At 63.1% G+C, this 25,671-nt stretch carries 20 protein-coding genes and 1 tRNA gene; 12 read left to right on the top strand and 9 right to left on the bottom strand.

What is annotated here, in order from left to right; all coding sequences use genetic code 11:
- The first annotated feature begins 51 nt into the window (after positions 1-51).
- Complete coding sequence (locus B0G74_RS10540; RefSeq protein ID WP_132374743.1) at positions 52-2,553, top strand: AsmA family protein; 2,502 nt, start codon at positions 52-54, stop codon at positions 2,551-2,553.
- Complete coding sequence (locus B0G74_RS47435) at positions 2,553-2,681, top strand: hypothetical protein (protein ID WP_279388571.1); 129 nt, start codon at positions 2,553-2,555, stop codon at positions 2,679-2,681. Before B0G74_RS10540 ends, B0G74_RS47435 begins: the two co-directional genes overlap by 1 nt.
- A gap of 147 nt (positions 2,682-2,828) precedes the next feature.
- Here the strand turns inward: B0G74_RS47435 and B0G74_RS10535 are convergent, their stop codons facing one another.
- Positions 2,829-3,323 carry a hypothetical protein gene (locus B0G74_RS10535; protein WP_091794435.1) on the bottom strand — a complete coding sequence of 165 codons (495 nt, stop codon included), beginning with the start codon at positions 3,321-3,323 and terminating at the stop codon, positions 2,829-2,831.
- A 413-nt stretch (positions 3,324-3,736) separates the two neighbouring features.
- On the opposite strand from B0G74_RS10535, the gene B0G74_RS10530 reads away from it, so the two are divergent.
- From B0G74_RS10530 to B0G74_RS10520, 3 genes are all read left to right on the top strand, one after another.
- A complete protein-coding gene (locus B0G74_RS10530) occupies positions 3,737-5,356 on the top strand; it encodes an ATP-binding protein (protein ID WP_132374742.1) in 1,620 nt (539 codons plus the stop codon).
- 79 nt (positions 5,357-5,435) lie between these two features.
- Positions 5,436-5,945, top strand: coding sequence for a response regulator (locus B0G74_RS10525; protein ID WP_132374741.1), 510 nt, complete (start codon positions 5,436-5,438; stop codon positions 5,943-5,945).
- 81 nt (positions 5,946-6,026) lie between these two features.
- Complete coding sequence (locus B0G74_RS10520) at positions 6,027-8,000, top strand: response regulator (protein ID WP_132374740.1); 1,974 nt, start codon at positions 6,027-6,029, stop codon at positions 7,998-8,000.
- A gap of 119 nt (positions 8,001-8,119) precedes the next feature.
- On the opposite strand, the gene mscL is transcribed toward B0G74_RS10520, so the two are convergent.
- From mscL to mfd, 4 genes are all read right to left on the bottom strand, one after another.
- On the bottom strand, positions 8,120-8,566 hold the full coding sequence (gene mscL, locus B0G74_RS10515; protein WP_132374739.1) for a large conductance mechanosensitive channel protein MscL: 447 nt from the start codon (positions 8,564-8,566) through the stop codon (positions 8,120-8,122).
- Positions 8,567-8,654: 88 nt separating this feature from the next.
- Positions 8,655-9,689 carry a threonine/serine dehydratase gene (locus B0G74_RS10510; RefSeq protein WP_132374738.1) on the bottom strand — a complete coding sequence of 345 codons (1,035 nt, stop codon included), beginning with the start codon at positions 9,687-9,689 and terminating at the stop codon, positions 8,655-8,657.
- Positions 9,690-9,744: 55 nt separating this feature from the next.
- The gene (argE, locus tag B0G74_RS10505; protein WP_132374737.1) at positions 9,745-10,983 is read right to left on the bottom strand and encodes an acetylornithine deacetylase; all 1,239 of its coding nucleotides are present in this window, start codon (positions 10,981-10,983) and stop codon (positions 9,745-9,747) included.
- 164 nt (positions 10,984-11,147) lie between these two features.
- The gene (mfd, locus tag B0G74_RS10500; RefSeq protein ID WP_132374736.1) at positions 11,148-14,630 is read right to left on the bottom strand and encodes a transcription-repair coupling factor; all 3,483 of its coding nucleotides are present in this window, start codon (positions 14,628-14,630) and stop codon (positions 11,148-11,150) included.
- Positions 14,631-14,751: 121 nt separating this feature from the next.
- On the opposite strand from mfd, the gene ispD reads away from it, so the two are divergent.
- Both ispD and ispF read left to right on the top strand, forming a co-directional pair.
- The gene (gene ispD, locus B0G74_RS10495) at positions 14,752-15,465 is read left to right on the top strand and encodes a 2-C-methyl-D-erythritol 4-phosphate cytidylyltransferase (RefSeq protein ID WP_132374735.1); all 714 of its coding nucleotides are present in this window, start codon (positions 14,752-14,754) and stop codon (positions 15,463-15,465) included.
- A 45-nt stretch (positions 15,466-15,510) separates the two neighbouring features.
- On the top strand, positions 15,511-15,990 hold the full coding sequence (gene ispF / locus B0G74_RS10490; RefSeq protein ID WP_132374734.1) for a 2-C-methyl-D-erythritol 2,4-cyclodiphosphate synthase: 480 nt from the start codon (positions 15,511-15,513) through the stop codon (positions 15,988-15,990).
- 83 nt (positions 15,991-16,073) lie between these two features.
- Here ispF and B0G74_RS10485 read toward each other — a convergent pair whose 3' ends face one another.
- The 3 genes from B0G74_RS10485 to ompR all read right to left on the bottom strand — a co-directional run bounded on the left by B0G74_RS10485 (position 16,074) and on the right by ompR (position 18,928).
- Complete coding sequence (locus B0G74_RS10485) at positions 16,074-16,622, bottom strand: peroxiredoxin (protein ID WP_132374733.1); 549 nt, start codon at positions 16,620-16,622, stop codon at positions 16,074-16,076.
- 186 nt (positions 16,623-16,808) lie between these two features.
- Entirely contained in the window at positions 16,809-18,158 is a 1,350-nt protein-coding gene (locus tag B0G74_RS10480) for an ATP-binding protein (protein ID WP_095419485.1), read from the bottom strand.
- Between the two features lie 44 nt (positions 18,159-18,202).
- Entirely contained in the window at positions 18,203-18,928 is a 726-nt protein-coding gene (gene ompR, locus B0G74_RS10475) for a two-component system response regulator OmpR (protein ID WP_033379433.1), read from the bottom strand.
- Between the two features lie 238 nt (positions 18,929-19,166).
- On the opposite strand from ompR, the gene B0G74_RS46545 reads away from it, so the two are divergent.
- From B0G74_RS46545 to B0G74_RS10460, 3 genes are all read left to right on the top strand, one after another.
- Positions 19,167-19,487 carry a hypothetical protein gene (locus tag B0G74_RS46545; protein ID WP_132374732.1) on the top strand — a complete coding sequence of 107 codons (321 nt, stop codon included), beginning with the start codon at positions 19,167-19,169 and terminating at the stop codon, positions 19,485-19,487.
- Between the two features lie 182 nt (positions 19,488-19,669).
- On the top strand, positions 19,670-21,307 hold the full coding sequence (locus tag B0G74_RS10465) for a DUF1800 domain-containing protein (protein WP_132374731.1): 1,638 nt from the start codon (positions 19,670-19,672) through the stop codon (positions 21,305-21,307).
- Positions 21,308-21,404: 97 nt separating this feature from the next.
- Positions 21,405-22,649 (top strand): DUF1501 domain-containing protein, encoded by a 1,245-nt coding sequence (locus B0G74_RS10460; RefSeq protein WP_132374730.1) that lies wholly within the window; start codon positions 21,405-21,407, stop codon positions 22,647-22,649.
- A gap of 44 nt (positions 22,650-22,693) precedes the next feature.
- On the opposite strand, the gene B0G74_RS10455 is transcribed toward B0G74_RS10460, so the two are convergent.
- Positions 22,694-23,518, bottom strand: coding sequence for a squalene/phytoene synthase family protein (locus B0G74_RS10455; protein ID WP_132374729.1), 825 nt, complete (start codon positions 23,516-23,518; stop codon positions 22,694-22,696).
- A 409-nt stretch (positions 23,519-23,927) separates the two neighbouring features.
- Between B0G74_RS10455 and B0G74_RS10450 the strand changes: the two genes are divergently transcribed.
- Positions 23,928-24,014: transfer RNA gene (locus B0G74_RS10450), tRNA-Leu, on the top strand.
- 382 nt (positions 24,015-24,396) lie between these two features.
- Positions 24,397-25,533: a porin gene (locus tag B0G74_RS10445; protein WP_132374728.1), complete on the top strand. Its 1,137-nt coding sequence runs from the start codon at positions 24,397-24,399 to the stop codon at positions 25,531-25,533.
- Positions 25,534-25,671: the final 138 nt, after the last annotated feature.

Genomic DNA, 25,671 nt, shown 5'->3' with positions numbered 1-25,671 from the left:
CGCAACGTGCTGCACGGTGCTCAACGTAGAAAAAAATAGCGGAGCTTCTCAATGGCAGTGTCGAGCACGATCGGAAGGCGGATCGGGAAAATCATCGCATGGCTGCTGGCGATCATCGTCATGCTGATTGTCGCGCTGGCCATTTTCATCATGACCTTCGACTGGAACCGGGCAAGACCCTATATCAACGACAAGGTCACGCAAGCCATCGGCAGGCCGTTCGCCATCAACGGCGATCTGAAGGTCGGCTGGCGGCATCCGGTCGGCGAGACCGGCTGGCGAGGCTGGGTGCCCTGGCCGCGTTTCTCGGCGGCCAATATCACGGTGGGCAATCCGGACTGGACCAAGCAGCCGCAGTTCGCCACGCTCGACGAGATCGACTTCCAGGTCAAGGTGCTGCCGCTGCTCGCGCACGATATCGTGATTCCCACGATCAACCTCGTGAATCCTTCGGTCGACCTCGAGCGCGTGCTCGACGGCCGCAACAACTGGACCTTCAAACTTGCGTCATCCAGCGGGCCTTCCGAATGGAAGCTCGATCTGCACGATATCGCCTTTGCCAAGGGCAATATCGCGCTGTCCGATCAACAGAAGAAGGTCGATTTTCAGATGGCGATCGACACGCTCGGCCAGCCGATTCCGATCGGCGAAGCGATGAAGCAGCAGGAAGCGGCATCGCGCAGTTCCTCGGCGCAGACAATCGGCAAGTCGGGTGCGAACAAACTGACGCAGCAGGCGAATGCGCAGGCGGCGTCGGAAGCCGCGGCGGCGTCCGCGGCGGCAGCCTCCGGCGCGTCGTCGACGGATATCACCGCGTCCGGTACGACGGCGGCCACGGGCGCTTCGGGCGGGCTGGTCGCGGGCGGCTCGAAGGGCGCCAGCGAGGCCGTCGCCGCCGGCGCGAGCGGGGCAGTCGTGGCGTCCGCGCCAGCATCGGCTTCGGGCGCGAGCGGGGCACAAGCTCAGGGCGGCGCGAAGCAGGAGATTCCGCCGTACGCCATCGGCTGGACCGTCAAAGGGACTTACAACAAGACGCCGGTGTCGGGCAGCGGTAAGGTCGGCGGCGTGCTGGCGTTGCAGGACGCGAACCGGCCGTTCCCGGTGCAGGCCGATGTGAAGGCGGGCGATCTGCATGTCGGCCTCGTCGGCACGATCACCGATCCCGCGCATCTCGCGGCGGTCGATCTGCGCCTCTGGCTGCAAGGCAACAGCATGGCGCGTCTCTATTCGCTGACCGGCGTGACCTTGCCCGACACGCCGCCGTATGCGACCGAGGGGCGGCTCGTCGGCCAGTTCAAGTCCACCGGCAACGTCTTCAAGTATGAAAATTTTACAGGCCGGGTCGGCGGCAGCGATATCAACGGCTCGCTGACGTACACGGCGCGTGAACCGCGTCCGCTGTTGCAGGGCGAACTGGTTTCGCGTCTGCTGCAGTTCTCCGATCTGGCGCCGGTGATCGGCGCGGATTCGAACGCGAGCAAAGCCAAGCGCGGTGATGCGACGGCGCAGCCGTCCAGCAAAGCGTTGCCGGTCGAGGAGTTCCGCACCGACCGCTGGAAGGCGATCGACGCCGACGTGAAATTCACTGGCCGGCGCATCGTCAAGGACGTGAATCTGCCCATCACGGATCTGTACACGCACGTCGTGATGACCGATGGCGTGCTCTCGCTGGAACCGTTGAAGTTCGGCGTGGCCGGCGGCACGCTCGCTTCGGATATTCATCTGGACGGCAGCGCGACACCGCTCAAAGGACGCTTCGCGACGTCGGCGCGGCATCTGAAGCTCAAGCAGTTGTTCCCGAACTTCAAGACGATGCAGAACGCGCTCGGTGAAATCAACGGCGACGCCGCGCTCACCGCGACGGGCAATTCGCCGGCGGCGCTCGCGGCATCATCGAACGGCGAGGTCAAGGCGCTGGTGACGGACGGCACGGTGAGCCGCCTGCTAATGGAAGCGGCCGGGCTGAACGTGGCGAACGTGGTGTATGAAAAGCTGTTCGGCAATCGCGACGTGAAGATCAACTGCGCGGCCGCCGATTTTGTCGCGACCAACGGCGTGCTCGAGTCACGCGTCTTCGCGCTCGATACGGACGACGCCGTGATCGATATCGACGGCAACGTGAACATGCGTGACGAATCGATGGATCTCGGCGTGCATCCGCATACCAAGGGTTTCAGGGTGTTCTCGCTGCGCTCGCCGCTCTACGTGAAAGGCACCTTCAAGGATCCGCACGTGGGCGTGAACGCGGCCGCGCTGGCGTTGCGCGGGGGCGCGGCGGTCGGCCTCGGTTTGATCAATCCGTTCGCGGCGCTGATTCCGCTGCTCGCGCCGAGCAACAACAAGCCGTTGCCGTGCACGCAGTTGCTGGCCCAGGTCCGGCAGGCGCCGACTGCGCCGCCGCCGGGCACGAAGCAGCAACCCAAGTCCGCCATTTCTCTGGATGGCGCGCCAGTGAACAAGTCTTCTGGCGGCGCTTCGTCGCCGGCTGCGACGGACAGGAAAAAGCCGGCGGTGATGTCGCCCGCCAGCGCGGCTGAATACAAGGGGAGTTGATGATGCCTTTCATCCTGCCTGCGGACTGGCTGAACTGGAGCTTCGGCGGCGGCCTGTCCTTGATTCTTTTGTGGCTCATCAGCGTGCCCCCCGGTGGCGACCACATCGATGACATCACGATGAAATGAGAAGGCGAAATGAGGCAAGGCGAGCGCAAACACATCACCTGAGATGACACGCGCCGAATCAAGGAAGGGTGATGACGCAACGCCGCCTGACGAGCTTTGCCAACAGACGGTGTTGCGAGTGTGAAGGTCTACCGTAAAGCTAAAGGTCTACCTGAGCGAGCGCGGCGCGGCGTCTCCGGCAGCATCCTGCCGACGCACCCCACGACGGGCGCCGCCAATGCGAGTCGCGCCGAATTCCGTCAGGATCTTGCCGCGAGCGCGGCTGGCGAACACCAGAAAGCCGAAACCGTCCGCCTCATACCAGTAGCCGCCGTTCTCGAGGCCGTCGAGCGGTTGCTCCAGCGCATTGGTAATCGATTCGATACAGCGACGTCGCAACTCCGCGGGTGCAGGATAGGGCGGTTGCGCGCCACGCACACTGCACAGAAGCACATCGAGCCCTGGCAGCACATGTGCATAAAGGACAGGCTCGTCTTGCGCGCGAGCGCGCGCAATCTTGGTGTCGAGCTGACCGAACGGCTTGAAATGCCGTAGTACCGCGAGGAACGACTCATCGCCGTCCACCTTCGCGCGTCTACGCTTTTTCGGGAAGGACATAAAAATTCGCCTGAAAAAGAATTGCAAGAAACGCAGCGTCCTCATGCGACCACTCCCGGCTTCGCGCGCCGCACGTCGATCTTTTATAGCATACGACAAGGCCGGATTCACGGTGATTCGACGATTACGCCGCCCCACCGCCTCCCGCACGAATCATGCCGAACCGCCTCGCCGCGCGCTTTCGCTTCCCAGCACATCTGTCTCCATCATAGACGCACGAGGCGCTGAAAAATCATCTCATACCAATAAAAAAGTCATTTTTGTGTGGACGAGCGCATCCTGCCGCTACGTTGAAATATCTCGAATTCACGTCGATAATGGCCCGTCCGGCTGCACTGCGCCGAGCTCGCCGATCCGGCACCGCAAAGTCCCGCCAGGGCGGCGCGGCGTGGCCGGTCACGCGACCGCCGCGGCTTGAGTGACCGCTTGAGTGACTCTTTGCGACCCTTCGGGCGAACATGAAACTATTCACCAAGGGTCTGCTGCTGATTGCAGTGCCGAGCGTGGTCGAGCTGGCGCTTCTCGGCGTCGTCTTCGATACCCAGGAGCAGACAGCGCAGGCCGCGCAGTGGGTCACCAACAGCAAGCAGATCCTCTATCAGTCGTCGGCCATCGTCGATCCGTTGCTGCGTCAGGCGGCGCGGGTTCGCACGGCTATGGTCATCGGTGATGCGTCGCTGATCGACCGCCATACGGTGTGGGTCGATCTGGGCGACCGGCTGTCGAATCTCGAGGTGCTGGTCGCCGGCACGCTGCAGCAGGTCGAGCGTGTGCACAAGATGCAGCGGGCGATCGACGCGTATCGCGCGCAGACTGTCGCGATCTCACAGGCGCTGCATGCGGGGCATCGCCCAAATTCGTTTGCCGCGCTGGAGACCGGCGCGTTGCCGCAGCAGATCGCGGTGTTTCGTGACGAGCTCGCGGCGTTCGGCGACGAGGCGTCGCGGCTCGACGCCGAGCGCTCGGCCGCGCTCGCGCGCCGGCGCGACCGCCAGCAGTACGCGCTGATCGGCGCAGTACTGGGCTCGATGTTGATCTGGGCGGCCACCGCGGTGGTTTTTGCGCGCAGCATCGGCCGGCGGCTGGAAGTGTTGACCGATAACGCCGAGCGTTTGGGCAGCGGACGCACGCTCGCGCCGCCGCTGTCGGGTAAAGACGAGATTGCCGCGCTCGACACCGTGCTGCATCAGACGGGCGCACGCCTGCGTGAGGCCGACGCCGAGCAGGCCATGCTGAAAACGCGGCTCGAAGCGCGCGCGCAGGAATTGGCGGGCGTCAACGAGGAACTGCGTCAGGAGACGCAAGATAATGAAATGTTCATCTACAGCGTGTCGCACGATCTGCGCTCGCCGTTGGTGAATCTGCAAGGTTTCTCGAAGGAGTTGCAGGTCTCGTGCGACGAGCTGGACAGCGTCGTCGCGGCGGCAAAATTGCCGGAGGCCGAGCATCGGCGCATGGCGCATATTCTCGACGGCGAGGTGCGCGAGTCCTTGCAATATTTGCGCGCGGCAGTGACGCGGGCCGCCGCGATCATCGACGCGCTGCTGCGCATCTCGCGCGCCGGCCGGCTCGAGTACCAGTGGCAACGTGTGAGCGTCGGGCGCGTGGTGGGACGAGTGGTCGACGCGCTGCAGGGCGCGATCGGGCAGCATGCGGCCGTGGTGACCGTGCGCGACTTGCCACCGGCATGGGGCGACCCGGGCGCGATCGAGCAGATTTTCAGCAACCTGATCGGCAATGCGTTGAATTATCTCGACCCGGCGCGCAACGGGCGTATCGAAGTCGGCGCGCTGGAACCCGAACCGGTCGAGCCGAGCGAGGCGGGCGAACCGCGCGCGGTGCGCATGCGCACGTATTATGTGCGCGACAATGGCCTCGGCATTCCGGCCGCGTATATGTCGAAAGTGTTCCGGGCATTTCAGCGCCTGCACGGCGACGTCGCTAGTGGCGACGGCATTGGCCTCGCGGTGGTGCGTCGCACGGTGGAGCGGCATGGGGGCCGCGTGTGGGTCGAGTCGGCGGAAGGCGCGGGGTCGACGTTTTTTGTGGTGTTGCCGGAACAGCCCGCGCGTCTCTGAATAAGAGCGGGTAGACGCGGCAGCGGCGCGGATCTTCACAAGTGGCAGGCATCAACCAATCGTTCAGCACGGAGAGCATATGAGTCACGGGGAAACGGTCAGCATCGTACTGATCGAAGACGACGACGGCCACGCCACGCTCGTCGAGCGCAATCTGCGCCGTGCCGGCATTTCGAACGGTTTCGTGCGCTTTCGCGACGGCCAGCAGGCACTCGATTATTTTTTCGGTCCAACGCCGTCCCCGGCGGACGCCGCCGCGAGTTCCTCGGCCGATCCCGCTGACAGCGCTGTACCCGCGCGCGAAGATTTGATGAATTTCGTCGTGCTGCTCGATCTGAAAATGCCGCGGGTGGACGGCTTCGAAGTCTTGCGGCGTCTGAAAGAGTCGCCGCAAACCGCCGCGGTGCCGGTGATCGTCCTGACCACGACCGACGACCCGCGCGAAATCGCGCGCTGCTACGAACTCGGCTGCAATGTCTACATCACCAAGCCGGTCGAGTACGATGCGTTCATCGAAGCCGTGCGGCGCCTCGGGTTTTTCCTGCAGGTGGTCAAGCTGCCCTCGGGGCATCGTCTCGCGGCGCCGTAATGGAAGGTTCGCATGAAGCCGGCCGAAAGCCGCTCGTGACAAGATAGACCACTTGAAGACCCTAGCCAGAGAAGACTCCGCATGACCGAAGAAGTGTCCACGCCGCCTGCCGCGTACGTGCTGGTCGTCGATGACGACGAAGGCATCCTGCGGCTCGCGCGCAAGTCGCTCGAGCGCGCGGGCTGCCGGGTCGCGATCTGCGCCGGCGTCGAAGCGGCCCGTGAGCGGCTTGCGGGCGGCGGTCCCGACTTGCTGGTGCTCGACTATCAACTGAGCGGCCCCGAGACCGGCCTGGACTTCTTTCGCCGTTTGCGCACGGAAGGCGTGCGAATTCCCGCCATCCTCGTGACCGGTTTCACCGACGAATCGCGTGTGATTGAAGCGCTGCGCGCAGGCGTGTCCGACGTGGTGCCGAAATCCGGCGATTACCTCGATTACCTTCCTGAAGCCGTCGAACGTGTGCTCTCGCAAGTGCGCCTGCAGCGCGCGTCGGACGAAGCCTTGTTGCTGCGCGATCGCGAGCAGCATTACCGCACCTTGTCGGAGGCCTTGCCGCACCTCGTCATGACTTGCAACGCCACGGGCGACTGCGATTTTCTGTCGAAGCAGTGGTACGACTATACGGGCCTCGCTGAAAGCTGTTCGTACGGTCTCGCCTGGCTCGACGCCGTGCACCCGGACGACCGCGAAGAGGTTCGCCGTAGCTGGCTGAAGGCGGTGTCGGACAAGGTCGGCGACTACCGGCACGAGTTGCGGATTCGCCGGCACGACGGCGAATACCGCTGGTTCGACGTCCGCGTGGTGGCGATGCGCGACGCCGAAGGCAACGTCAGCAAATGGTTCGGCAGTTGCACGGACATTCATTCGCAGCGCGAGGCGAACGAGGAGCGCGAACGGCTGCTGGCGTCGGAGCAGGCCGCCCGCCAGACCGCCGAAGAAGCCAATCGCGCCAAGGACCGCTTTCTCGCCATGCTGTCGCACGAATTGCGCACGCCGCTCACGCCAGTGCTGGCCGGCGCCAGCGTGCTGGAGATGATCCCGGATCTGCCCGATCAGGCGCGCGCGAGCGTGCGCATGATCCGCCGTAACGTCGAACTCGAAGCGCGGCTGATCGACGACCTGCTCGATCTCACGCGCGTGGCGAACGGCAAGTTGCGGCTGTCGCTCGAAACCGTCGACGTGCACGAGGTGATAGACAGCGTGCTCGAACTGTTTCGCAGCGAGATTCAGGTCAAGCAGCAGGACGTGCACGTCCATAAGGACGCCCAGCACCATTACGTGCTGGCCGATCGCGCGCGGCTGCAGCAGATGCTGTGGAACCTGATTCGCAATGCCGCCAAATTCACGCCGGACGGCGGCCATATTTATGTGCGCACCCGCGACGAACGCATGCACGTGCAGATATCGGTCGAAGATACGGGGATCGGCATCGAGCCGGACCAGATCGGCAAGCTCTTCAACGCGTTCGAGCAGGGCAATCAGAACATGACGCGGCAGTTCGGCGGCCTCGGCCTCGGACTCGCGATCACGAAAGCATTGACCGACGTGCACGGCGGCACGGTGACCGCGCAGAGCCCCGGCGCGCACTGCGGCGCGACCTTCACGATCACCTTGCCGACCGCTGCGGCGCCTGAGGTGACGTCACCGGTCGTGGTGCCGGACGAAGTGCATTCGGCCGGTCTGCTGAACATCCTGCTGATCGAAGACCATTTGGACACCGCCGAGGTCATGGAGCAACTGATTCGCAGCCTTGGCCATGAGGTCACGACCGTGGGCCGGGTCGACGACGCGTTGGCCGCGACTCAATCGCAGACCTTCGATCTGATCGTCAGCGATGTCGGTTTGCCCGACGGTACCGGCCTCGACTTCATCAAGGCGTTCCGCGAGCACTCGGACGCGCCCGCGGTCGCGTTGACCGGTTTCGGCACCGACGAAGACGTGCGTCGCTGCCTGAGCGCCGGCTTCACTTCGCACCTGACCAAGCCTGTCAACTTCGGCCAGCTCGAAACGATGATCGAAGGCGCGGTCAGTCAGAAGGAGCAGAAGGACGCTTGAGCGCGTGCCGCCGGCATCGGTCATCGGCGCTCGGTAAGGAAAAATGCCTGTTGCGAGGGAATCGCAACAGGCCTTTTGCTTGCGGCTTGTGGCTGGCTCCGGCTGAGACGCCGGCATGCTCAACGCGGTGAGCTCTTCAACGAATCGCGGATTTCACGCAGCAGCAGCACGTCTTCCGGTGTCGGCGGCGGTTCTGCCGGCGCGGCTTCAGCCGGCTTGCGCAGATTGTTGATGAACTTGACCATCAGGAAAATGATGAACGCGAGAATCAGGAAGTTGATCAGCACGGTGATGAACGAGCCATAACCGAACACGGCAACACCCGCCGTTTGCAAGTCTTTATACGACTCGGGACTGCCCTTGAAGCTAGGTGGAATTGCACCGAGGCGAACGAACTTATTGGAGAAATCGAGGCCGCCGGTGGCAAGCCCGACAACCGGCATGATCAAGTCTTTAACAATTGAATTGACGATGGTGGAGAAGGCGCCGCCGATAATCACACCGACCGCGAGATCCATCACGTTGCCCTTGAGGGCAAATTCCTTGAATTCCTTGACCATGCTCATAGAGGTTCCTCCCAGAAGTCGATATTCGAATGATACCAACCTGAGAATGATAGGCTAGTCTTTTGCCGGGGAATGCGAGGATTGTTTTTTATTGAGGAAACAGTGACTCGCTATGTCGCGCCTGGTCTATATGCGTGGCAAATGTGACCGGGTCGGTATTGGTGCCGCATAGCAGAACGCCCACGCGTTTGCCTTGCAACTGTTCGCGCAGCGGGCCGAGCAAGCCGGCGGTAGCCGCGGCGCAGGCCGGCTCGACCGCAAGCTTCAGTTGTCCGAACAAGGTCAGCATGGCCGCGCGCAACTGGTCGTCGGAAACCGTGACCAGCTGATCGATATGACGGCGGCACAATTCGTAGCTGTATTCCTCGGTATGCGGCGACATGAGCGAGTCGGCAATGCCGTGCATCTGGCGCATCTTGACCGTGTGATTGGCGGCGAAACTCTTGCCCATGACATCCGCGCCTTCGGGTTCCACGCCATATACATGCACGTTCGGATTCGCGAGCCGCATGGCGGTCGCCACACCCGCCGCGAGGCCGCCGCCGCCGATCGGCACGATCACCGCTTCGAGATCCGGCGTTTGCGTGGCCCACTCGTAGCCGAGCGTGGCCGAACCCAGCACCGTGCGATAGCCGTTGAACGGATGCACGAAATAGCGGCCTTCTTCAGCCTCGATACGGCGCACCAGTTCGAATGCTTCGGCAATGTCTTGCGCGAACACGATCTCCGCGCGGTATTGCCGGCACAGCGCTACGCGCGCCGGATTGGCCGCGTGAAACAGCACGACCTTCGCGCTGATGCCGAGGCGCATGGCCGCATACGCGACCGCCACCGCATGATTGCCGCCCGACACGCAAGTGACGCCCGCGCTGCGTTGCGCTTCGTCCAGTGCGAGCAGATTGGTGAACGCGCCGCGCGCCTTGAAGCTGCCGCCCGCCTGCAACAGCTCGAACTTGAAGTTCACCACCGTGCCTTCCAGCGACGGAAAGTCCGCCCTGTCGAACACCGGCGTTCGCGTCACCCACGGCGTCAACGCAAAGTGCTGTGCGGCGATGTCGTCGAGCGTGGGGATCGGCTCGCCGTCGATCGTATGGTCGGTGTGTTGCGGCGTGGCGGTGGACATGGCGTGGGGCGTGCTTGGGTCGGTATGGGTAAGACTCTTTCTACGCGCGTCAGTTTCAGTGCGCGTGCGCGTCGACCGACATGCTGTGAATAAATTTGTGCAGGAAACGCTCGCACGCCACCAGTTGATCCAGCGCGACGAATTCGTTGGGCTTGTGCGCCTGCTGAATGTCGCCTGGGCCGCATACGATGCTCGGAATGCCCGCCAGCGAGAAGAGGCCGGCTTCCGTGCCGTAGGCGACCTTGCGCCTGTCCTGATCGGCGGTCAGCGCGCGCACCAGTTGCGTGATGGCGGCTTGTTCAGACGAATCGAGTCCGGGCGCCGCGGCGATCTTCGTAATCTCGATCGCCGCCGATGGATGCTCGCGCAACATTTTCGGCAGCAGCGTTTCGCGTGCGTATTGATCGATGCGCGCGAAGATCGGTTCGGGATCGAGCGTGGGCAGGTTGCGGAATTCGAACTGGAACTTGCATTCGGCCGGCACGGTATTGATCGCATTGCCGCCCACGATCGTGCTGGTTTGCGCGGTGGTGAAGGGCACGTCGTACAGTTCGTCGAACGGGCCCTGCTCGCGGAACTGGTCGGCCATGTCGCGGATGTAGCAGATCAGCCGCGCGGCGTATTCGATCGCGTTCAAACCCTTCGGCGTAAGCGACGAATGCGCCGCCTGACCGCGCACACAGCACTGGTAAGCATTGATGCCTTTGTGCGCCACGATCGGCCGCATGCTGGTCGGCTCGCCGACGATGCAGCCGTCCGGCTTCACGCCGCGCTTCATCAGGTCGGCAATCAGGAGCGGCGCGCCCGCGCAGCCCACTTCCTCGTCGAACGACAGGGCAAAGTGAATCGGCTTGGCGAGTTTGGTGCGCTGCATCTCCGGCACGAGTGTCAGCGCCGCGCCGATGAAGCCTTTCATGTCGCAGGTGCCGCGGCCGTACAGCTTGTCGCCGCGAATTTCCGGCTTGAACGGATCGCTGTCCCATTGCTGGCCGTCCACGGGTACGACGTCGGTGTGGCCCGACAGCACCACGCCGCCGTTCGTTTCACCGTCGTGTGCGGGAATCGTCGCGAACAGGTTGGCCCATTTGCCGCTTTCGTCGTGCGTGAGCGTGGCCTGAATACCGACGGCACGCAATTCGTCGCGCACGGTTTCGATCAGGCCGAGATTCGGATTGCGGCTGACCGTGTCCATCGACACGAGACGGGTGACCCACGGGAGCGAGACAGGCGAGGAGGAATTCGAAGCGGAGGCGGACGATTGCGAAGACTGCGCTGATTCAGCGACATGAGACATGACAAGACTCCGGCATTTAAGTCTTTCGATCATACCCAAAAAAAAGCCGTCCGTATGCTGCGGCGCGCGTTTGCGCACCGCAGCATGAACGAAAAAACGCTAGACGTCCCGCGTTTTTTTTAACGCCGCGCCAACGCCGCATTAGCGCGGCGCGATCGACGAACTCATCGCGCAGCAACGCTGGCCGCGGTGCCGCGGCTCGGCGTGCCGAGCGCGCGCAAGGTTTCCTTGACCGTGGCGACACGCACCGCGAGATCCGGGCTGCGCGTTTCGATACGCAGCTTGTCCTGGCCCGCGAGCTTGATGTGCTTGTGCTTCTGCACCATCTCGATGATCCGCATCGCGTCGATCGGCGGATTGGGGATGAACTGCAAACCGATCACCGCTTCGCCGGCGTCGATCTTCGAAATACCCAGCGGCTTCGCCGCCAGCCGCAGACGATGCGTCTCCACCAGCGCATGCGCTTGCGGCGGCAACTTGCCGAAGCGGTCGATCAATTCTTCCTGAATGCCGTCGATCGAATCGTTGTGTTCGCAATTAGCCAGCCGCTTGTAGAGCGACAGACGCTCCTGCACATCGCCGCAATAGTCCGCCGGGAGAATCGCCGGCGCGTGCAGGTTGATCTCGGTGGTCGCGGCGAGCGGTGCGGTGAGGTCGGGCTCCTTGCCTTCCTTGAGCGCCTTCACGGCGTCGTTCAGCATGTCGGTGTAGAGCTGGAAGCCGATCTCGTGAATCTCGCCCGACTGTTTGTCGCCGAGCACTTCGCCCGTGCCGCGAATCTCGAGGTCGTGCATGGCCAGATAGAAGCCCGAACCGAGTTCCTCCATCTGCTGGATCGCTTCGAGGCGACGTTGCGCCTGTTTGGTCAGCCCTTGCGGATCGTGGACCAGCAGATACGAATACGCCTGGTGATGCGAACGGCCCACACGGCCACGCAACTGATGCAATTGCGCGAGACCGAACTTGTCGGAGCGATGAATCAGGATCGTATTGGCGCTCGGCACGTCGATACCGGTTTCGATAATCGTCGTGCACAGCAACACGTTGGCGCGCTGCGCAACGAAGTCGCGCATCACGCGTTCGAGTTCACGTTCATGCATCTGTCCATGCGCGACCGCGATACGCGCTTCCGGCACCAACGCTTCGAGCATCTGCCGGCGATTTTCGATCGTCTCGACTTCGTTGTGCAGGAAGTAGACCTGGCCGCCACGCTTTAACTCGCGCAGCATGGCTTCGCGAATCACGCTGTCTTCCTCGCGCCGCACGAAGGTTTTGATCGCGAGGCGCTTTTGCGGCGCGGTGGCGATCACGGAGAAATCGCGCAGGCCTTCGAGCGCCATGCCGAGCGTACGCGGGATCGGCGTGGCGGTGAGCGTGAGCACGTCCACTTCGGCGCGCAAGGCCTTCAAAGCCTCTTTCTGACGCACGCCGAAACGGTGTTCCTCGTCGATGATCACGAGTCCCAGCCGCTTGAACTGCACGTCGGACGAGAGCAGCTTGTGCGTGCCGATCACGATATCGACACTGCCGTCGTTGATCTGCTGGATCGCCGCGCTGACTTCCTTGGTCGACTTGAAACGCGACAGTTCGGCGATCCGCACCGGCCAGTCGGAGAAGCGGTCGCTGAAGGTTTGTGTGTGCTGTTCGGCGAGCAGCGTGGTGGGCGAGAGCAGCGCAACCTGCTTGCCGCCCATTACCGCGATGAACGCCGCACGCAGTGCCACTTCGGTCTTGCCGAAGCCGACGTCGCCGCACACGAGGCGATCCATGGGTTTGCCGCTCGTCATGTCGCCGATCACGGCCGCGATCGCGGCGGCCTGGTCGGGCGTTTCCTCGAAGCCGAAACTCTCCGCGAACTTCACGTAGTCTTTCGGTTCGAGCGCGAACGCATGGCCCGAACGGGCGGCGCGGCGCGCGTAGAGATTCAGCAGTTCTGCGGCGGTGTCGCGGATCTGTTGCGCGGCCTTGCGTTTGGCTTTTTCCCACTGGCCGGAGCCGAGCGAGTGCAGCGGCGCGCTTTCCGGATCGGCGCCGCTATAGCGCGAGATCACGTGCAGCTGCGCGACCGGCACGTAGAGCTTGCTGTCGCCCGCGTATTCGAGGTGCAGGAACTCGGTCTCGCCTTCGCCGAGATCCATGGTCACGAGTCCCATATAGCGGCCGATGCCGTGCTGCGAATGCACGACCGGATCGCCCACTTTGAGCTCGGACAGATCGCGCACCATCGAATCGACGTTGCTCGCCTGTTCCTGACGGCGGCGCCCCGAGCGACGCGCGAGCGGACCATACAGCTCGGTTTCGGTGATGATCGCGATGCCGTCGACCGGCACGGCAAAACCGTTGGCGAGCGGCGAGACGCCCAATGAAAAGCGCTCGTCGCTCGTGAGCCAGTCCTGGAAGCTGTCGCTCGATACCGGTCGCAGATGATTGTCGGCGAGCAACTGCAACAGCGTTTCGCGCCGGCCCGCCGATTCGGTGGCGAACAGCACGCGATTCGGCGTGGTGTCGAGATACGCGCGCAAGGCTGCGACCGGATCTTCCGCATGACGGTCGATCGCGAGATTCGGCAACGGCGTCGACCAGCCGCCGCCGGCGTTGGCGGGCAGCGAGAGCCGCGCGAAGGGTTTGGCGAGCGTGAAGAAGTCTTCGTCGGACAGGAACAGGCGCTGCGGCTCCAGAATCGGCCGGTCGCGGTCGTGCGAGAGGAAGTTGTAGCGCTGCTTCGTGTCGTTGGTGAAGCGCCGGATCGCCGCCTCGAGATCGCCGACGAACGCCAGTTGCGCGCCTTCGGGCAGGTAATGGAACAGCGTGGCCGTGTCGTCGAAGAAGAGCGGCAGATAGTATTCGATGCCCGCGGACGGCACGCTGTTGCCGATGTCCTTGTAGATCGACGCGCGGCTCGGGTCGCCCTCGAAGGTCTCGCGCCAGCGGCTGCGGAAAGCGGTGCGGGCGGCTTCATCGAAGGGAAATTCGCGGCCCGGCAAGAGGCGCACGTCTTTCACCGGGTACAGGCTGCGCTGCGTGTCCGGGTCGAACGCGCGGATCGAGTCGACCTGGTCGTCGAACAGGTCGATCCGGTAGGGCAAGGGCGAGCCCATCGGATAGAGATCGAGCAGCGAGCCGCGTACGCAGTATTCGCCCGGACGCACCACCTGGCTTACGTGTTCGTAGCCGGCCAGGGTCAACTGCGCCTTGAGCTTGGCTTCGTCGAGGCGCTCGCCTTGCGAGAAGGAGAACGTGTACGCGGCCAGGAACGAGGCGGGCGGCATGCGGTACAGCGCCGTGGTGGCGGGCACCAGCAGGATGTCGCAGCGGCCTTCGCCGAGATCGTGCAGCGTGGCGAGGCGCTCCGAGACCAGATCCTGATGCGGTGAAAAGGTATCGTAAGGGAGCGTTTCCCAGTCCGGCAGCAGGCGCACGCGCGCCTCGGGCGCGAAAAAGCCGATTTCTTGTGCCAAACGCTGCGCATCGACGGCGCTTTCGCACACGACCGCCAGCAGCGGCACCTTCTCGCGATACGCGAGATGGTAGCGGGCGATCAGCAGCGCGTCGGACGAGCCGTGCGTGCCGTCGAAGGCGAAACGCTGGCCGGCCTTGACGAGCGCGACGGGCGGGGAGTACTGCGATGATGCGGCGATGTCTGGCATAGATGAGAAAAAGCGGCCTCAGGCTCACACGTGACCGGCAAGTTTACGCGTGTCGGGGCGTGGATGCGAAGGACCTATTATAAAATCCGTCCTTTACTTTGACTTCGCGGCATCCGCACTCGTGACTTCCCGTCTATTTGCCCTGATTCCGTGCGCTGGCACCGGCAGCCGTTCCGGCGCCGCGATGCCCAAACAATATCGCACTGTCGCCGGCCGCGACATGTTGCATTACTCGCTGGCGGCATTCGACACCTGCAGCGAGTTTGCGCAAACCCTTGTCGTGATCGCCCCGGACGACGCGCACTTCGACGGCCGCCGCTTCGGCGGCTTGCGTTTTGCCGTGCGCCGCAGCGGCGGGGCCTCGCGCCAGGCGTCGGTGCTCAACGGCCTGCATGCGCTCGCCGAGTTCGGCGCGCGGGACGACGACTGGGTGCTCGTGCACGACGCGGCGCGGCCGGGCATCACGCCCGCGCTGATTCGCACGCTGATCGGCGCGCTGAAGGACGACGCGGTGGGCGGCATCATGGCCTTGCCCGTGGCGGACACGCTGAAACGGATCGACGCTAGCTCGTCCGACGGCCGGATCGCCCGCACCGAGGCGCGCGACGGCTTGTGGCAGGCGCAGACGCCGCAGATGTTCCGCATCGGCATGCTGCGCGAGGCGATCCTGCGCGCGCAGGCCGACGGTCACGACCTGACGGACGAAGCGAGCGCGATCGAGTGGCTGGGCTATGCGCCGAAGCTGGTGCAGGGCAGCTTGCGCAACTTCAAGGTGACGTATCCGGAAGACTTCGATCTGGCCGAGGCGATTCTGAGCCGGCCGGCGGCTGCGTGATCAGCGATTTCAATTTTAGTGAGCGGATTCAAGGACATGACGCATATGGATTTCAGAATTGGGCAAGGGTATGACGTGCATGCGCTGGTGCCGGGACGTCCGTTGATCATCGGCGGCGTGACGATTCCTTATGAGCGCGGCCTGCTCGGCCATTCGGACGCGGACGTGCTGCTGCACGCCATTACCGACGCCATTTTCGGCGCCGCCGCGATGGGCGATATCGGCCGGCATTTCTCCGATACCGACGCGAAATTCGCCGGCGCCGATAGCCGCGTGTTGCTGCGTGAATGTTTCGCGCGCGTGAAGGCGGCGGGTTTTTCCATCGCCAACGTGGATAGCAGCGTGGTGGCGCAGGCGCCGAAGCTGGCGCCGCATATCGAGGGCATGCGCGCCAATATCGCCGCGGATCTTGATTTGCCGATCGAGCGGGTCAACGTCAAAGCCAAGACCAATGAGAAGCTCGGTTATCTCGGCCGAGGCGAGGGCATTGAAGCTCAGGCTGCGGTTCTGCTGATCAAGAACTGATTGGTTTTACAACGAGCGCAGCGGCGGGAGCCTCGCCGCGGTGCACGCATTCAAGCCCCAGGCGGGCTTTTCACCAGCACCGCTTAGAGCGTGTCGCCGCCGACTTCGCGGTTGCAAGCACACTGCTCGTCCGTTTGCAGGCCGTCCAGAATGCGCAGCACTTCTTCCGGGTTGCGGCCCACGTTCAAATTGTTCACCGACACGTGCTGGATCGTGTTGTCCGGATCGACGATGAAGGTGGCGCGCAACGCGACGCCGGCTTCCTGGTCACGCACGCCCAGCTGGTCGATCAGCTCGCCCTTCACGTCGCCGAAGGCGTAGTGGTTCAGCCTGTCCAGGTCCTTGTTCGCGCGGCGCCATGCCAGTTTCACGAATTCGTTGTCGACGCTGCCGCCCATCAACACCGCGTCGCGCTCTTCGAAATCTTTGGCCAACTTGGCGAATTCGACGATTTCCGTCGGACACACAAACGAGAAATCCTTCGGGTAGAAGTAGATGATCTTCCACTTGCCCGGGAACGACTGCTCCGTGATCTCTTCGAACGCCGACATGCCGTTCTCTTCATGATGGTTGAAGCCCGGCTTCGCGGCAGTGACGGTGAACGCTTCGAGTTTATCGCCAACGGTTCTCATGGAAGTGCTCCTTCGTGTGTCGGAAAACAGCATGCTTCAGGCTATCAACTCGCCGCAACGAGCGCGTTCCATGTGATTCGCGGTCGTGCTATTGAATTATCTGTCCGATAGCTATAAATAACTAACCGGGTGGTTATTATTCGACGCGGCATATCCTCACGAAGGACGGATGACGCCCCGTTCCGATCAGATGCCCTTGGCGAGCGGAAACTCGATGGTGACCTCCAGACCCGGTCCAGGCGTGCGATTGCGCAAGCGCAGCGCGCCACGGTAACGGCCCACGAGGCGCTGGACGATGGCCATGCCAAGGCCCGTGCCGTTCGCCTGAGTGCGCGCCGAATTCACACGATAGAACGGCCGCGTGACAAGCGCCAACTGGTCTTCCGGAATACCGGGGCCTTCGTCGACCACGGACAGCTCGACCCGCGAGTGCGACACCCGCGTTTCCAGAATCACGTGCGGAATGCCGTCGCCGTCGCTCAGACCATACTTGCGCGCGTTTTCCAGCAGGTTGCCGACCACCCGCCTCATGTCGGTTTCGTCGGCTTCGATCACCGCCGACGGCGCGAGCCGTGTAATCAGGCGCATGCTGTCTTCGCTCTGCATGCGCGCGGCCAGTTCTCCCGCGATCACGGACAGGTCCACGGGTTCCGGCACGCGCTGCACCGGGCGCGCGTAATCGAGGAACCGGCCGATGATCATGTCCATCTGCTCGATGTCGTCGACCATCGCATCTTTGGTGGCCTGGTCGGACGGGCTCATTTCGGTTTCGAGCCGCAGCCGCGCGAGCGGGGTGCGCAGATCGTGCGAGATGCCCGCGAGCATCAGCGCACGGTCGGCCTCGAGCTGTTCGAGGTCCTGCACCATCTGGTTGAAACTGCGATTGGTTTCCGCGGCGACGCCCATGCCGCGCTCGGGCAGCGGCTCCGGCGACTGCCCGGAGCCGACCTTGCGCGCGGCCATGGCGAGGCGCGCGAACGGACGGTTCACGAGACTCGTAATGAAGGCCGCGCCGAACAGCGACAGCGCCAGCGCGAACACGCCCCAGCCGGCCCATTGCAAACCGGTGGCGTTGTCGAGCTGATCGCGGTCGAGCGCGACCCAGTAGTCATCGTCGTCGATCTTGAAGCTGATCCAGACGCCGGGGATGTCGTTCACGCTCTGGGCAATCACGGTGTCGTCGCCGAGACGGCCGCGAATGTCGTGTTCGATCAGCCGGTTCAGCGACTCGTCGGGCTGCAACTTGTACTTGTCGGTGGTTTCGCGCGGGTACACGCGCACCCCTTCATTGCTTTCCAGATCCTGCAGCAAGGCGCGCCGCAGGTCGGGATCGGAATAGAGGAGTGCGGTGCGCGTGAGCTTGACGATGGCGACGAGCTGCAACGCCACGCGCTGCGCGCGCGGCTCGCGTTCGATCACCCGGAAGCTCTGGAACCACGCGGCGAGACTGACTGCGATCAACAGCGCGATCAACAGAAAGGTCCGCCAGAAAAGGCCGCCGAACGCGAGCGTCAGGAGGCGCCGGTCGATCCGCATGGGCCCTTCTTATTTAGAATCAAAAGCAGCAGATGAAAACAAACTCAGGCTGCACCGTCGGGGATGAACACGTAGCCCAGACCCCAGACGGTCTGAATGAAACGCGGGCTGCCCGGATCGGGTTCGATCAGCTTGCGCAGACGCGAGATCTGCACGTCGAGACTGCGGTCGAAGACTTCGTACTCACGGCCGCGTGCGAGCTCCATGAGCTTTTCACGCGACAGCGGCTGGCGCGGGTGACGCGCGAACACCTTGAGTACCGAGAACTCGCCCGTGGTCAGCGGAATTTCCTGGCCCGCCTTGGTGAGCGTACGGGTGGCGAGATTCAACGCGAACTCGCCGAACTCGAACACCTCGGTGGTTTCGGACGGCGCGCCCGGCAACTCCGAAGGCGACTGGCGGCGCAGCACCGCGTGAATGCGCGCAACCAGCTCGCGCGGGTTGAACGGCTTGGGTAGATAGTCGTCGGCGCCCATTTCGAGGCCGACGATCCGATCGACGTCTTCGCCCTTGGCCGTCAGCATGATGATCGGCGTGCGGTCGTTGCTGCCGCGCAGGCGCCGGCAGATCGACAAACCATCTTCGCCTGGCAGCATCAGATCGAGCACCAGCAGGTCGAAGCGCTCACGCACCCAGAGCTTGTTCATGGACGGCGCGTTCTCGGCAACATAGACATTGAAGCCCTGTTCACCGAGGTAGCGGCGCAGCAGATCGCGCAGGCGCGGATCGTCGTCGACGACGAGGATTTTCGAAGGGTTTTTAGTTTCCATGGTCGGCATCTTAGCGCGATTAGAAAGTGGTGCGCGTTTGCATCATTTAACGGGTTACAGTCAGTTACAAAATTTACCCGCACTGTGGCACGACGTAAAGCGGGGGCAGGTAGACTCCTTTACTGAATGCGGCTGTTCGGTGGATACTTCACACGACTAAAACTATCGCACCCGGCTCGTTACCGGGGTTCGTATACGCATTTGAGGTAGCCGGTTGCCGCGCCACGAAGGGAACAACATGAAGGGAGGGGTTTGGCCGAATGTGCGCCTAAGCGTGATTGCACTGGCGGTAGCCGGTACGCTTGCAGGCTCACTAGGACCAACGCTCGCCCATGCCCAGCCTTCCGCCGACAGAGCTGCGAGCGAGCACGCGCCCAAGCAGGGCAAGCCCAGCCGCCACAACCCGAACACCGACCACCCCGCCTCAGACGTCATGTTGCGCACCGCAGTTCCCCCTGATCTTGATCAACGTCGTCGTGACGGTCATATGACGCCCGACGAACGGCGTCTGTTACGGCAGCATATCGAAGACGCTGTCCGCGAACTTTATAAACGGTAGCTATTATCGTGCCAGCCCTCGGCACGCGTTTCACGCTTCTTCCCCGCGTGAAAGAATTCATCGCACTTCCCCCGTCAACTTTCCCGTTCAGTCTGCCGTTGAGTCGTCAGAGCGAAGCGCGCCATGCACGCACTGCACGCGCCAACGCCTGTTCCATGACGTCGCGCCAATCTTGATGACCGATGATGAAATTGCTCACGCGTGGTAGTCATGGCCGCCGGTTCGCAGCATCGGCGATTGCGTTGGCGGTGGTGGCATGTGGCGGACCGGCCGCCGCTGTGCAGCCGGGCGCGACCCATGGTCAACACTTCAGGCACCGTGTGGCGACCGCCGATGAGCGTGCAGCTTCAGAGCGCGAACAGAGCATCCTCGATGCCGACGATGCGCGCTTCTTCCTGACGCGCGTCGGCTTCGCGCCGGATAGCGCCGAGCTTGCGCCATACGTTGGACTCACGCGAGCGCAGGCGGTCGACAAGGTACTCGCGAGCACTCGAACCGAGGCGGTCACGCCGTTGCCCGACTGGGTCCTCGAACCGATTCCGATACGCGAGACGCGCAAGGCGTGGACCGACGATCAACGTCGCGAAGCGCAGCGCCTGCGTGGCCAGCGTTACGAACTATTACGCGCGTGGTGGGTGCGCGAGATGTTGACCACACCGTCGCCGCTCACCGAGCGCATGACGCTCTTCTGGCATAACCACTTCACGTCGGGTCAGGACAAGGTGCCGTATCCGCAGCAGATGGCGCTGCAGAACATGTTGTTGCGGCGAGACGCGCTCGGCCACTTCGGCGAGCTGTTGCACGACGTCGCCAAAGATCCGGCGATGCTGCAATATCTCGACGGCGCGAGCAATCGCAAGGGCAAGCCCAACGAAAATTTTGCCCGTGAAGTGATGGAGCTGTTCACGCTCGGCGAAGGGCATTACACGCAGCGCGACGTGTCGGAGGCTGCACGTGCGTACACCGGTTGGAGTCTCGATCCGGACACGCAGGCCTACGTGTGGCGCGCCAGCCAGCACGACGACGGCGAGAAGACCGTGCTCGGCGAGACGGGGCCGTTCGACGGCGACCAGGTGCTCGATATTCTGCTCGCACGGCCGGAAACGGCGATTTTCGTGACCACCAAACTGTGGCGAGAGTTCGTCTCGGATACGCCGGACCCGTCGCGCATCGAACCGATCGCGGCGCGGTTTCGCGCGAGCCACTACGATATCAAGATCGCATTGCGCGGTGTCTTCCTGAGCGACGCGTTCTGGGACGACGACAATCGCGGCGTCCTCGTGAAGTCGCCGGCGGAGTTCGTGGTCGGCACGCTCCGGGCGTTCGACATCGGCTACGACAACACCGCGCCGTTCGCCTCGCAAATCCGCGCGCTCGGCGAGAACCTGTTCTATCCGCCGAACGTCAAAGGATGGCCGGGCGGCACGACATGGATCAACAGTTCCACGCTGCTCGCCCGCAAGCAATTCGTCGAGCAGCTGTTTCGCGCGACCGAGGCCGCCGGTCCGCGGCGCATGACCAATCCGATGAACGCAGAGTTCGCGGCAAGCGGCGCGATGCCGGACATGCAGACGGCGCCAACGCCGCAACGCACGATGGCGCGGGCCGCTCAAGGTGGCAAAGGTGGCGTACGCTTCGACATCGAGACGTGGCTCGCGCACTACAACACCGCGCCGACGGCCAGGCCGGGCGTGTCGGCCGAGTTGCAGTTGCAGCATGCGGTCTTGCCGCTCACGCCGGTGGATGCGATCGAAACCGGTTCGACCGCGAGTGCGTATCTGGAGGCATTGCTGATGGACCCGGCGTATCAACTGAAGTGAGGTGAGCCGCTGAAATAAGCACGCGCCAGGCCGCTAAAAAGAATGTGTCTGTCGACGGCGACACGATTCGCGCCGCGACAATCGAACGAGGTGCAGCATGAAACGACGCAGCTTTCTCTCGATGAGCGCGGCCGCCAGCGCAACGCTCTGGCTGCCCCGCGCGTTCGGCGCGCAGATGGCGGCGCCGGGCGCGTCTCCGGCACGCGGCTACGACAACCTGTTGATTCTCGTCGAACTGAAGGGTGGCAACGACGGTTTGAATACCGTGATTCCCTTTGCCGATCCCGCCTACTACCAGTTGCGCAAGAACATCGGCATCAAACGCGAGCAGGCGATTCAACTCGACGAGCGCACCGCGCTGCATCCGTCCTTGCAACTGCTGATGCCGCTGTGGCGCGGCCAGCAACTGGCGATCGTGCAGGGCGTGAGCTATGCGCAACCGAACCTGTCACATTTCCGCTCGATCGAGATCTGGGACACCGCGTCACGTTCCGACCAATACTTGCGCGAGGGATGGTTGACGCGCGCGTTTGCGCAGACGCCGGTGCCCGCCGGTTTTGCCGCCGACGGCGTGGTGATCGGCAGCGCCGAGATGGGGCCGCTCGCGAACGGCGCGCGTGCGATCGCGCTGGTCAATCCGGCGCAGTTCGTCAAGGCTTCGCGGCTCGCGAAGCCGGTATCGGTGCGTGAGCGCAATCCCGAGCTGGCGCATATTCTCGACGTCGAGAACGACATTGTGAAAGCTGCCGACCGGCTGCGTCCCGCGCAAGGACAGGCTCAGTTGAAAACCGTGTTTCCCGGCGGCGCGTTCGGCAGCTCGATCAAAACGGCGATGCAGGTAGTGGCGGCGGGTGAAGCGCCGAAGAAAGTTTCTTCGGGAAACGCGCCACAAGAACAGCCGAAGCGTGGCCAGGGCGTCGCGGTGATCCGCCTCACGCTGAACGGCTTCGACACGCATCAGAATCAGCCAGGTCAGCAGGCGGCGTTGCTCAAGCAGCTCGCGGAAGGATTGATGTCGATGAAGTCGGCGCTCGTCGAACTCGGCCGCTGGGACGATACGCTGGTGATGACCTATGCCGAGTTCGGCCGGCGTCCGCGTGAGAATCAGAGCAACGGCACCGATCACGGCACCGTGGCGCCGCATTTCGTCATGGGTGGACGCGTGCGCGGCGGCTTATATGGCGTGCCGCCGGTGCTGGCGCGGCTCGACGGCAATGGCAACTTGCCGGTCGGCGTCGATTTCCGGCAACTTTACGCCACCGTGCTCGGGCCGTGGTGGGGACTCGACGCGTCGACGATTCTGCAGCAGCGCTTCGAGCCGCTGCCGTTGCTACGCGTCTGACAACGTGCTGAGCGCAACTGGCGTGATGCAGCCGCGCCGGTCGATCACCTCGCGCGCCACGCGATCCAAAGCTTGCGGATCGGCGTCAACGCGATGCGCTGATGCAGAACGTGATAGCCGTCGCGTTCGATTTCATCCAGCAAGGCCAGCGCCAATGCCGCCTGCGCAACGAGCGTGCGCTGCGAGCGGCGCTCGCTGGCGGGCACGGCGCCGAGCGCGGCCTGCAACGCATCGCGGGCGCGCTTGGTCTCGAAGCGCATCAACTCGGTGAACGCGTCGCTATATTTTCGATTGATCAGGTCCGCGGCAGTCACATTGAAGCGCTGCATTTCGTCGATGGGAATATAGATGCGGCCGTGGCGCGCGTCATTGCCCGTTTCGACGACGATCTGCCCGAGCAGCAGCGCCTCGCCAAGCGGTGCGGACCAGTTCGACGCCTGCGCGGGATCTTTCGCCGTCGCGCGCGCGATCAACGACGCGAAGGTGCCGCCCACGCCTTGCACGTAGCGCCGCAGATTCGGGTAGTCGAGATAACGCGCCTGGTCGAGGTCCATCTCGAAGCCGGCGAGCAACGCCTGCAGCGCCGGGTACTCGGCTTTCACATCGGGCAGATAGGCTGCCAGCGCCTCGGACACCGGATGCGACGGCGAGCCCGAAGCCAGTGCGGCGAGCTCGTTTTGCCACCACGCGAGTTTCGTGCGGCCGATGGCCGGATCGTTGGTCTCCTTGACCGTTTCCTCGAACTCACGGCGCAGCGCGCACAGCGCGGTCAACAGCGGCTGGGTGGCTGCGGGCGCCTGCCGAAGCGCATAGTAAGTGCTCGATCCGGGCGGCGCCGCTTTCTGCTGGCAATATTCGTCGAAATTCACTGGATTGGAATGTGGGGAAGGGCAGGCGAAGAAGGGGCACGCCGTGCGTGCATCAAGCCAAAAATTGTAGCATCGGCGCCGCCCGGACAGATGCCAGGCAAATGCAGACAAGTGCGAATCAATCGGTTAGAATCTCGCGCTTACGCTTTCGGGCGCGTGTTTCTGACGCGGCTGACGGCATGCGGGACAACGGGCAGGCGCATCGTGCCATGTCCGCCTGCGCGGGTAGCGAAATGGGTGGACGCACCAGGTTCAGGTCCTGACGCTGCACCGGGCGGCGGCAGGGCTGAAGTCGCGGGAACCCGCGTAGAATAAGGGCTGTTGCTGGTATCGCAGAAGTTCGATGTCTCGCCCAGGTTTGTATCGCTCGCGATATCGTAGCGGTCCTGCCTGCCAGGTAAAAAAATTCGCGTGAGTGGCGAAATTGGTAGACGCACCAGGTTTAGGTCCTGACGGGAGCAATCTCGTGCCGGTTCGAGTCCGGCCTCACGCACCAAAGAAATAAGGCCACGTTCCCAAAAGGTACGTGGCCTTTTTTACGTCCGTCGCGCGCTCAAGCTGTCGATCCGCCATCAACGTCGGGCTTGTGATCGCATCCAGCATATTTGGGCAGTTCTCGCCATAGGCGCACGCCCGAGCCTCACAACATCCACTGAAACGCTGCGGGAACCGCTTGACCGATTATATTGGATCCAGGATATTGTAGTTCGTTGCGAGGGTCTTTCTGTGTGGAGACCGCAAGCGTCGTCCTGTGAAGATGACGGGGCAATCGGTTCCCGTCCGGCTGTCACCCAAGCCGCGCGGGCGGCGCCATACACAGAGACCTCGCAGGACATTCCATTTGCTATCAGTAGTACCACTTATTAAAGAGGGGCGAGATGAAGAAGGCAGGTATGGCAGCTGCGATCATGTCCACCGCGGTCGTGTGTCACGCGCAGAGTTCCGTCACGTTGTACGGCACGCTGGACGATGGGATCACGTATACAAACAACCAGGGCGGCCACTACAACGTCCAGGCCTCCAACGGTGCATTAGGCAGCACAAAATGGGGGTTTCTGATCAACGAGGATCTCGGCGGCGGATACAGTACGGTGGCCCGTCTGGAAAGCGGCGTCGATATCAATACCGGAAAGCTGAATAACGGTGGGCGTCTGTTTGGCCGTCAGGCCTACGTCGGCCTCGGCTCGCCCTTCGGTACCGTGCTGATGGGGCGCCAGTACGATCTGGTGCTCGATTCGCTGATCGGTCTTTCAGCTTCTGGCCGGTTCAATGGAATTCTCGCTACGCACGCAGCAGACGTCGATAACGTCTGGGGCAACTACTCGCTGAGCAATTCGATCAAGTACATCTCGCCTACCTACGGCGGTTTCAAACTGTCGGGGCTTTTCAGCCTGGGCGGCGTGGCAGGAGACTTCTCCAACGGTAAAAAGGAGGCGATCAGCCTCAGCTACGCGAACAACGCACTCAGCGCCAGCGCGGTATTTTCGCGAATCAATAACCCCGCGACGTCCATCTACGACGCGACGGCAAACCCCGTGGCAGGCGGCACGTTTGTGAACCCGATCACCAATCCGACTTACAGCGGGTACACGTCGGCCCAGACCCTGCAGGTTGCGGGCGCTGGCGTCAACTACCGCATCGGCGCGGCGCTGCTGGGGTTCACCTATACGAATACCCGCTTTGAAGACGTGGTGCGGACGTCGTCGACGCCGTTTTCGGGCACAGCGACCTTCAATAACTACGAGGCGCTGGCAACGTACAACGTCACACCGGCACTTCTGCTGGGAGCCTCATACGACTATACGAAGGCTGAATCGGCGAAATATTTGCAGCTCAACGTGGGCACTCAGTACAGCCTGTCGAGGCGGACGTTGCTCTATGCGACGACCTCCTGGGAGCGAGCGACCGGTATCGATTCGACCGGTAAGCCCGCCGTCGCGGCATTGTCCTTCCTGACGCCGTCGTCCACGAATAGCCAGGTCGCCGTCCGCGCGGGCATCCGCCATACGTTTTAAAGGCTCCAGATTCGGATTCACGGTCGCGTTCCGGGCGACGGAAGCACACGCGGAGGTTTACCCGGCCTTGACTCTGGATTTTGGATACAGGATATTGTTATCGCACTTCGGTCCGGAACTCCGGGCTGGTCGATCCCT

It is taken from the genome of Paraburkholderia sp. BL9I2N2 (assembly GCF_004339745.1).
In the GTDB taxonomy this organism is placed as follows: Bacteria; Pseudomonadota; Gammaproteobacteria; order Burkholderiales; family Burkholderiaceae; genus Paraburkholderia.
Note: the sequence above shows the minus strand (reverse complement) of the source record. Positions and strands in the feature narration are given on the sequence as shown.

Excerpts from the sequence above, each read along its gene's own strand:
- mscL (WP_132374739.1), bottom strand. The coding sequence starts at position 8,566 with ATGAGCATGGTCAAGGAATTCAAGGAATTTGCCCTCAAGGGCAACGTG.
- B0G74_RS10485 (WP_132374733.1), bottom strand. The coding sequence starts at position 16,622 with ATGAGAACCGTTGGCGATAAACTCGAAGCGTTCACCGTCACTGCCGCG.
- B0G74_RS47435 (WP_279388571.1), top strand. The coding sequence starts at position 2,553 with ATGATGCCTTTCATCCTGCCTGCGGACTGGCTGAACTGGAGCTTCGGC.
- B0G74_RS10520 (WP_132374740.1), top strand. The coding sequence starts at position 6,027 with ATGACCGAAGAAGTGTCCACGCCGCCTGCCGCGTACGTGCTGGTCGTC.
- B0G74_RS10540 (WP_132374743.1), top strand. The coding sequence starts at position 52 with ATGGCAGTGTCGAGCACGATCGGAAGGCGGATCGGGAAAATCATCGCA.
- mfd (WP_132374736.1), bottom strand. The coding sequence starts at position 14,630 with ATGCCAGACATCGCCGCATCATCGCAGTACTCCCCGCCCGTCGCGCTC.
- argE (WP_132374737.1), bottom strand. The coding sequence starts at position 10,983 with ATGTCTCATGTCGCTGAATCAGCGCAGTCTTCGCAATCGTCCGCCTCC.
- B0G74_RS46545 (WP_132374732.1), top strand. The coding sequence starts at position 19,167 with ATGAAGGGAGGGGTTTGGCCGAATGTGCGCCTAAGCGTGATTGCACTG.
- B0G74_RS10445 (WP_132374728.1), top strand. The coding sequence starts at position 24,397 with ATGAAGAAGGCAGGTATGGCAGCTGCGATCATGTCCACCGCGGTCGTG.
- B0G74_RS10460 (WP_132374730.1), top strand. The coding sequence starts at position 21,405 with ATGAAACGACGCAGCTTTCTCTCGATGAGCGCGGCCGCCAGCGCAACG.
- B0G74_RS10535 (WP_091794435.1), bottom strand. The coding sequence starts at position 3,323 with ATGAGGACGCTGCGTTTCTTGCAATTCTTTTTCAGGCGAATTTTTATG.
- ompR (WP_033379433.1), bottom strand. The coding sequence starts at position 18,928 with ATGGAAACTAAAAACCCTTCGAAAATCCTCGTCGTCGACGACGATCCG.
- B0G74_RS10465 (WP_132374731.1), top strand. The coding sequence starts at position 19,670 with ATGATGAAATTGCTCACGCGTGGTAGTCATGGCCGCCGGTTCGCAGCA.
- B0G74_RS10510 (WP_132374738.1), bottom strand. The coding sequence starts at position 9,689 with ATGTCCACCGCCACGCCGCAACACACCGACCATACGATCGACGGCGAG.
- B0G74_RS10480 (WP_095419485.1), bottom strand. The coding sequence starts at position 18,158 with ATGCGGATCGACCGGCGCCTCCTGACGCTCGCGTTCGGCGGCCTTTTC.
- B0G74_RS10530 (WP_132374742.1), top strand. The coding sequence starts at position 3,737 with ATGAAACTATTCACCAAGGGTCTGCTGCTGATTGCAGTGCCGAGCGTG.
- ispF (WP_132374734.1), top strand. The coding sequence starts at position 15,511 with ATGGATTTCAGAATTGGGCAAGGGTATGACGTGCATGCGCTGGTGCCG.
- B0G74_RS10525 (WP_132374741.1), top strand. The coding sequence starts at position 5,436 with ATGAGTCACGGGGAAACGGTCAGCATCGTACTGATCGAAGACGACGAC.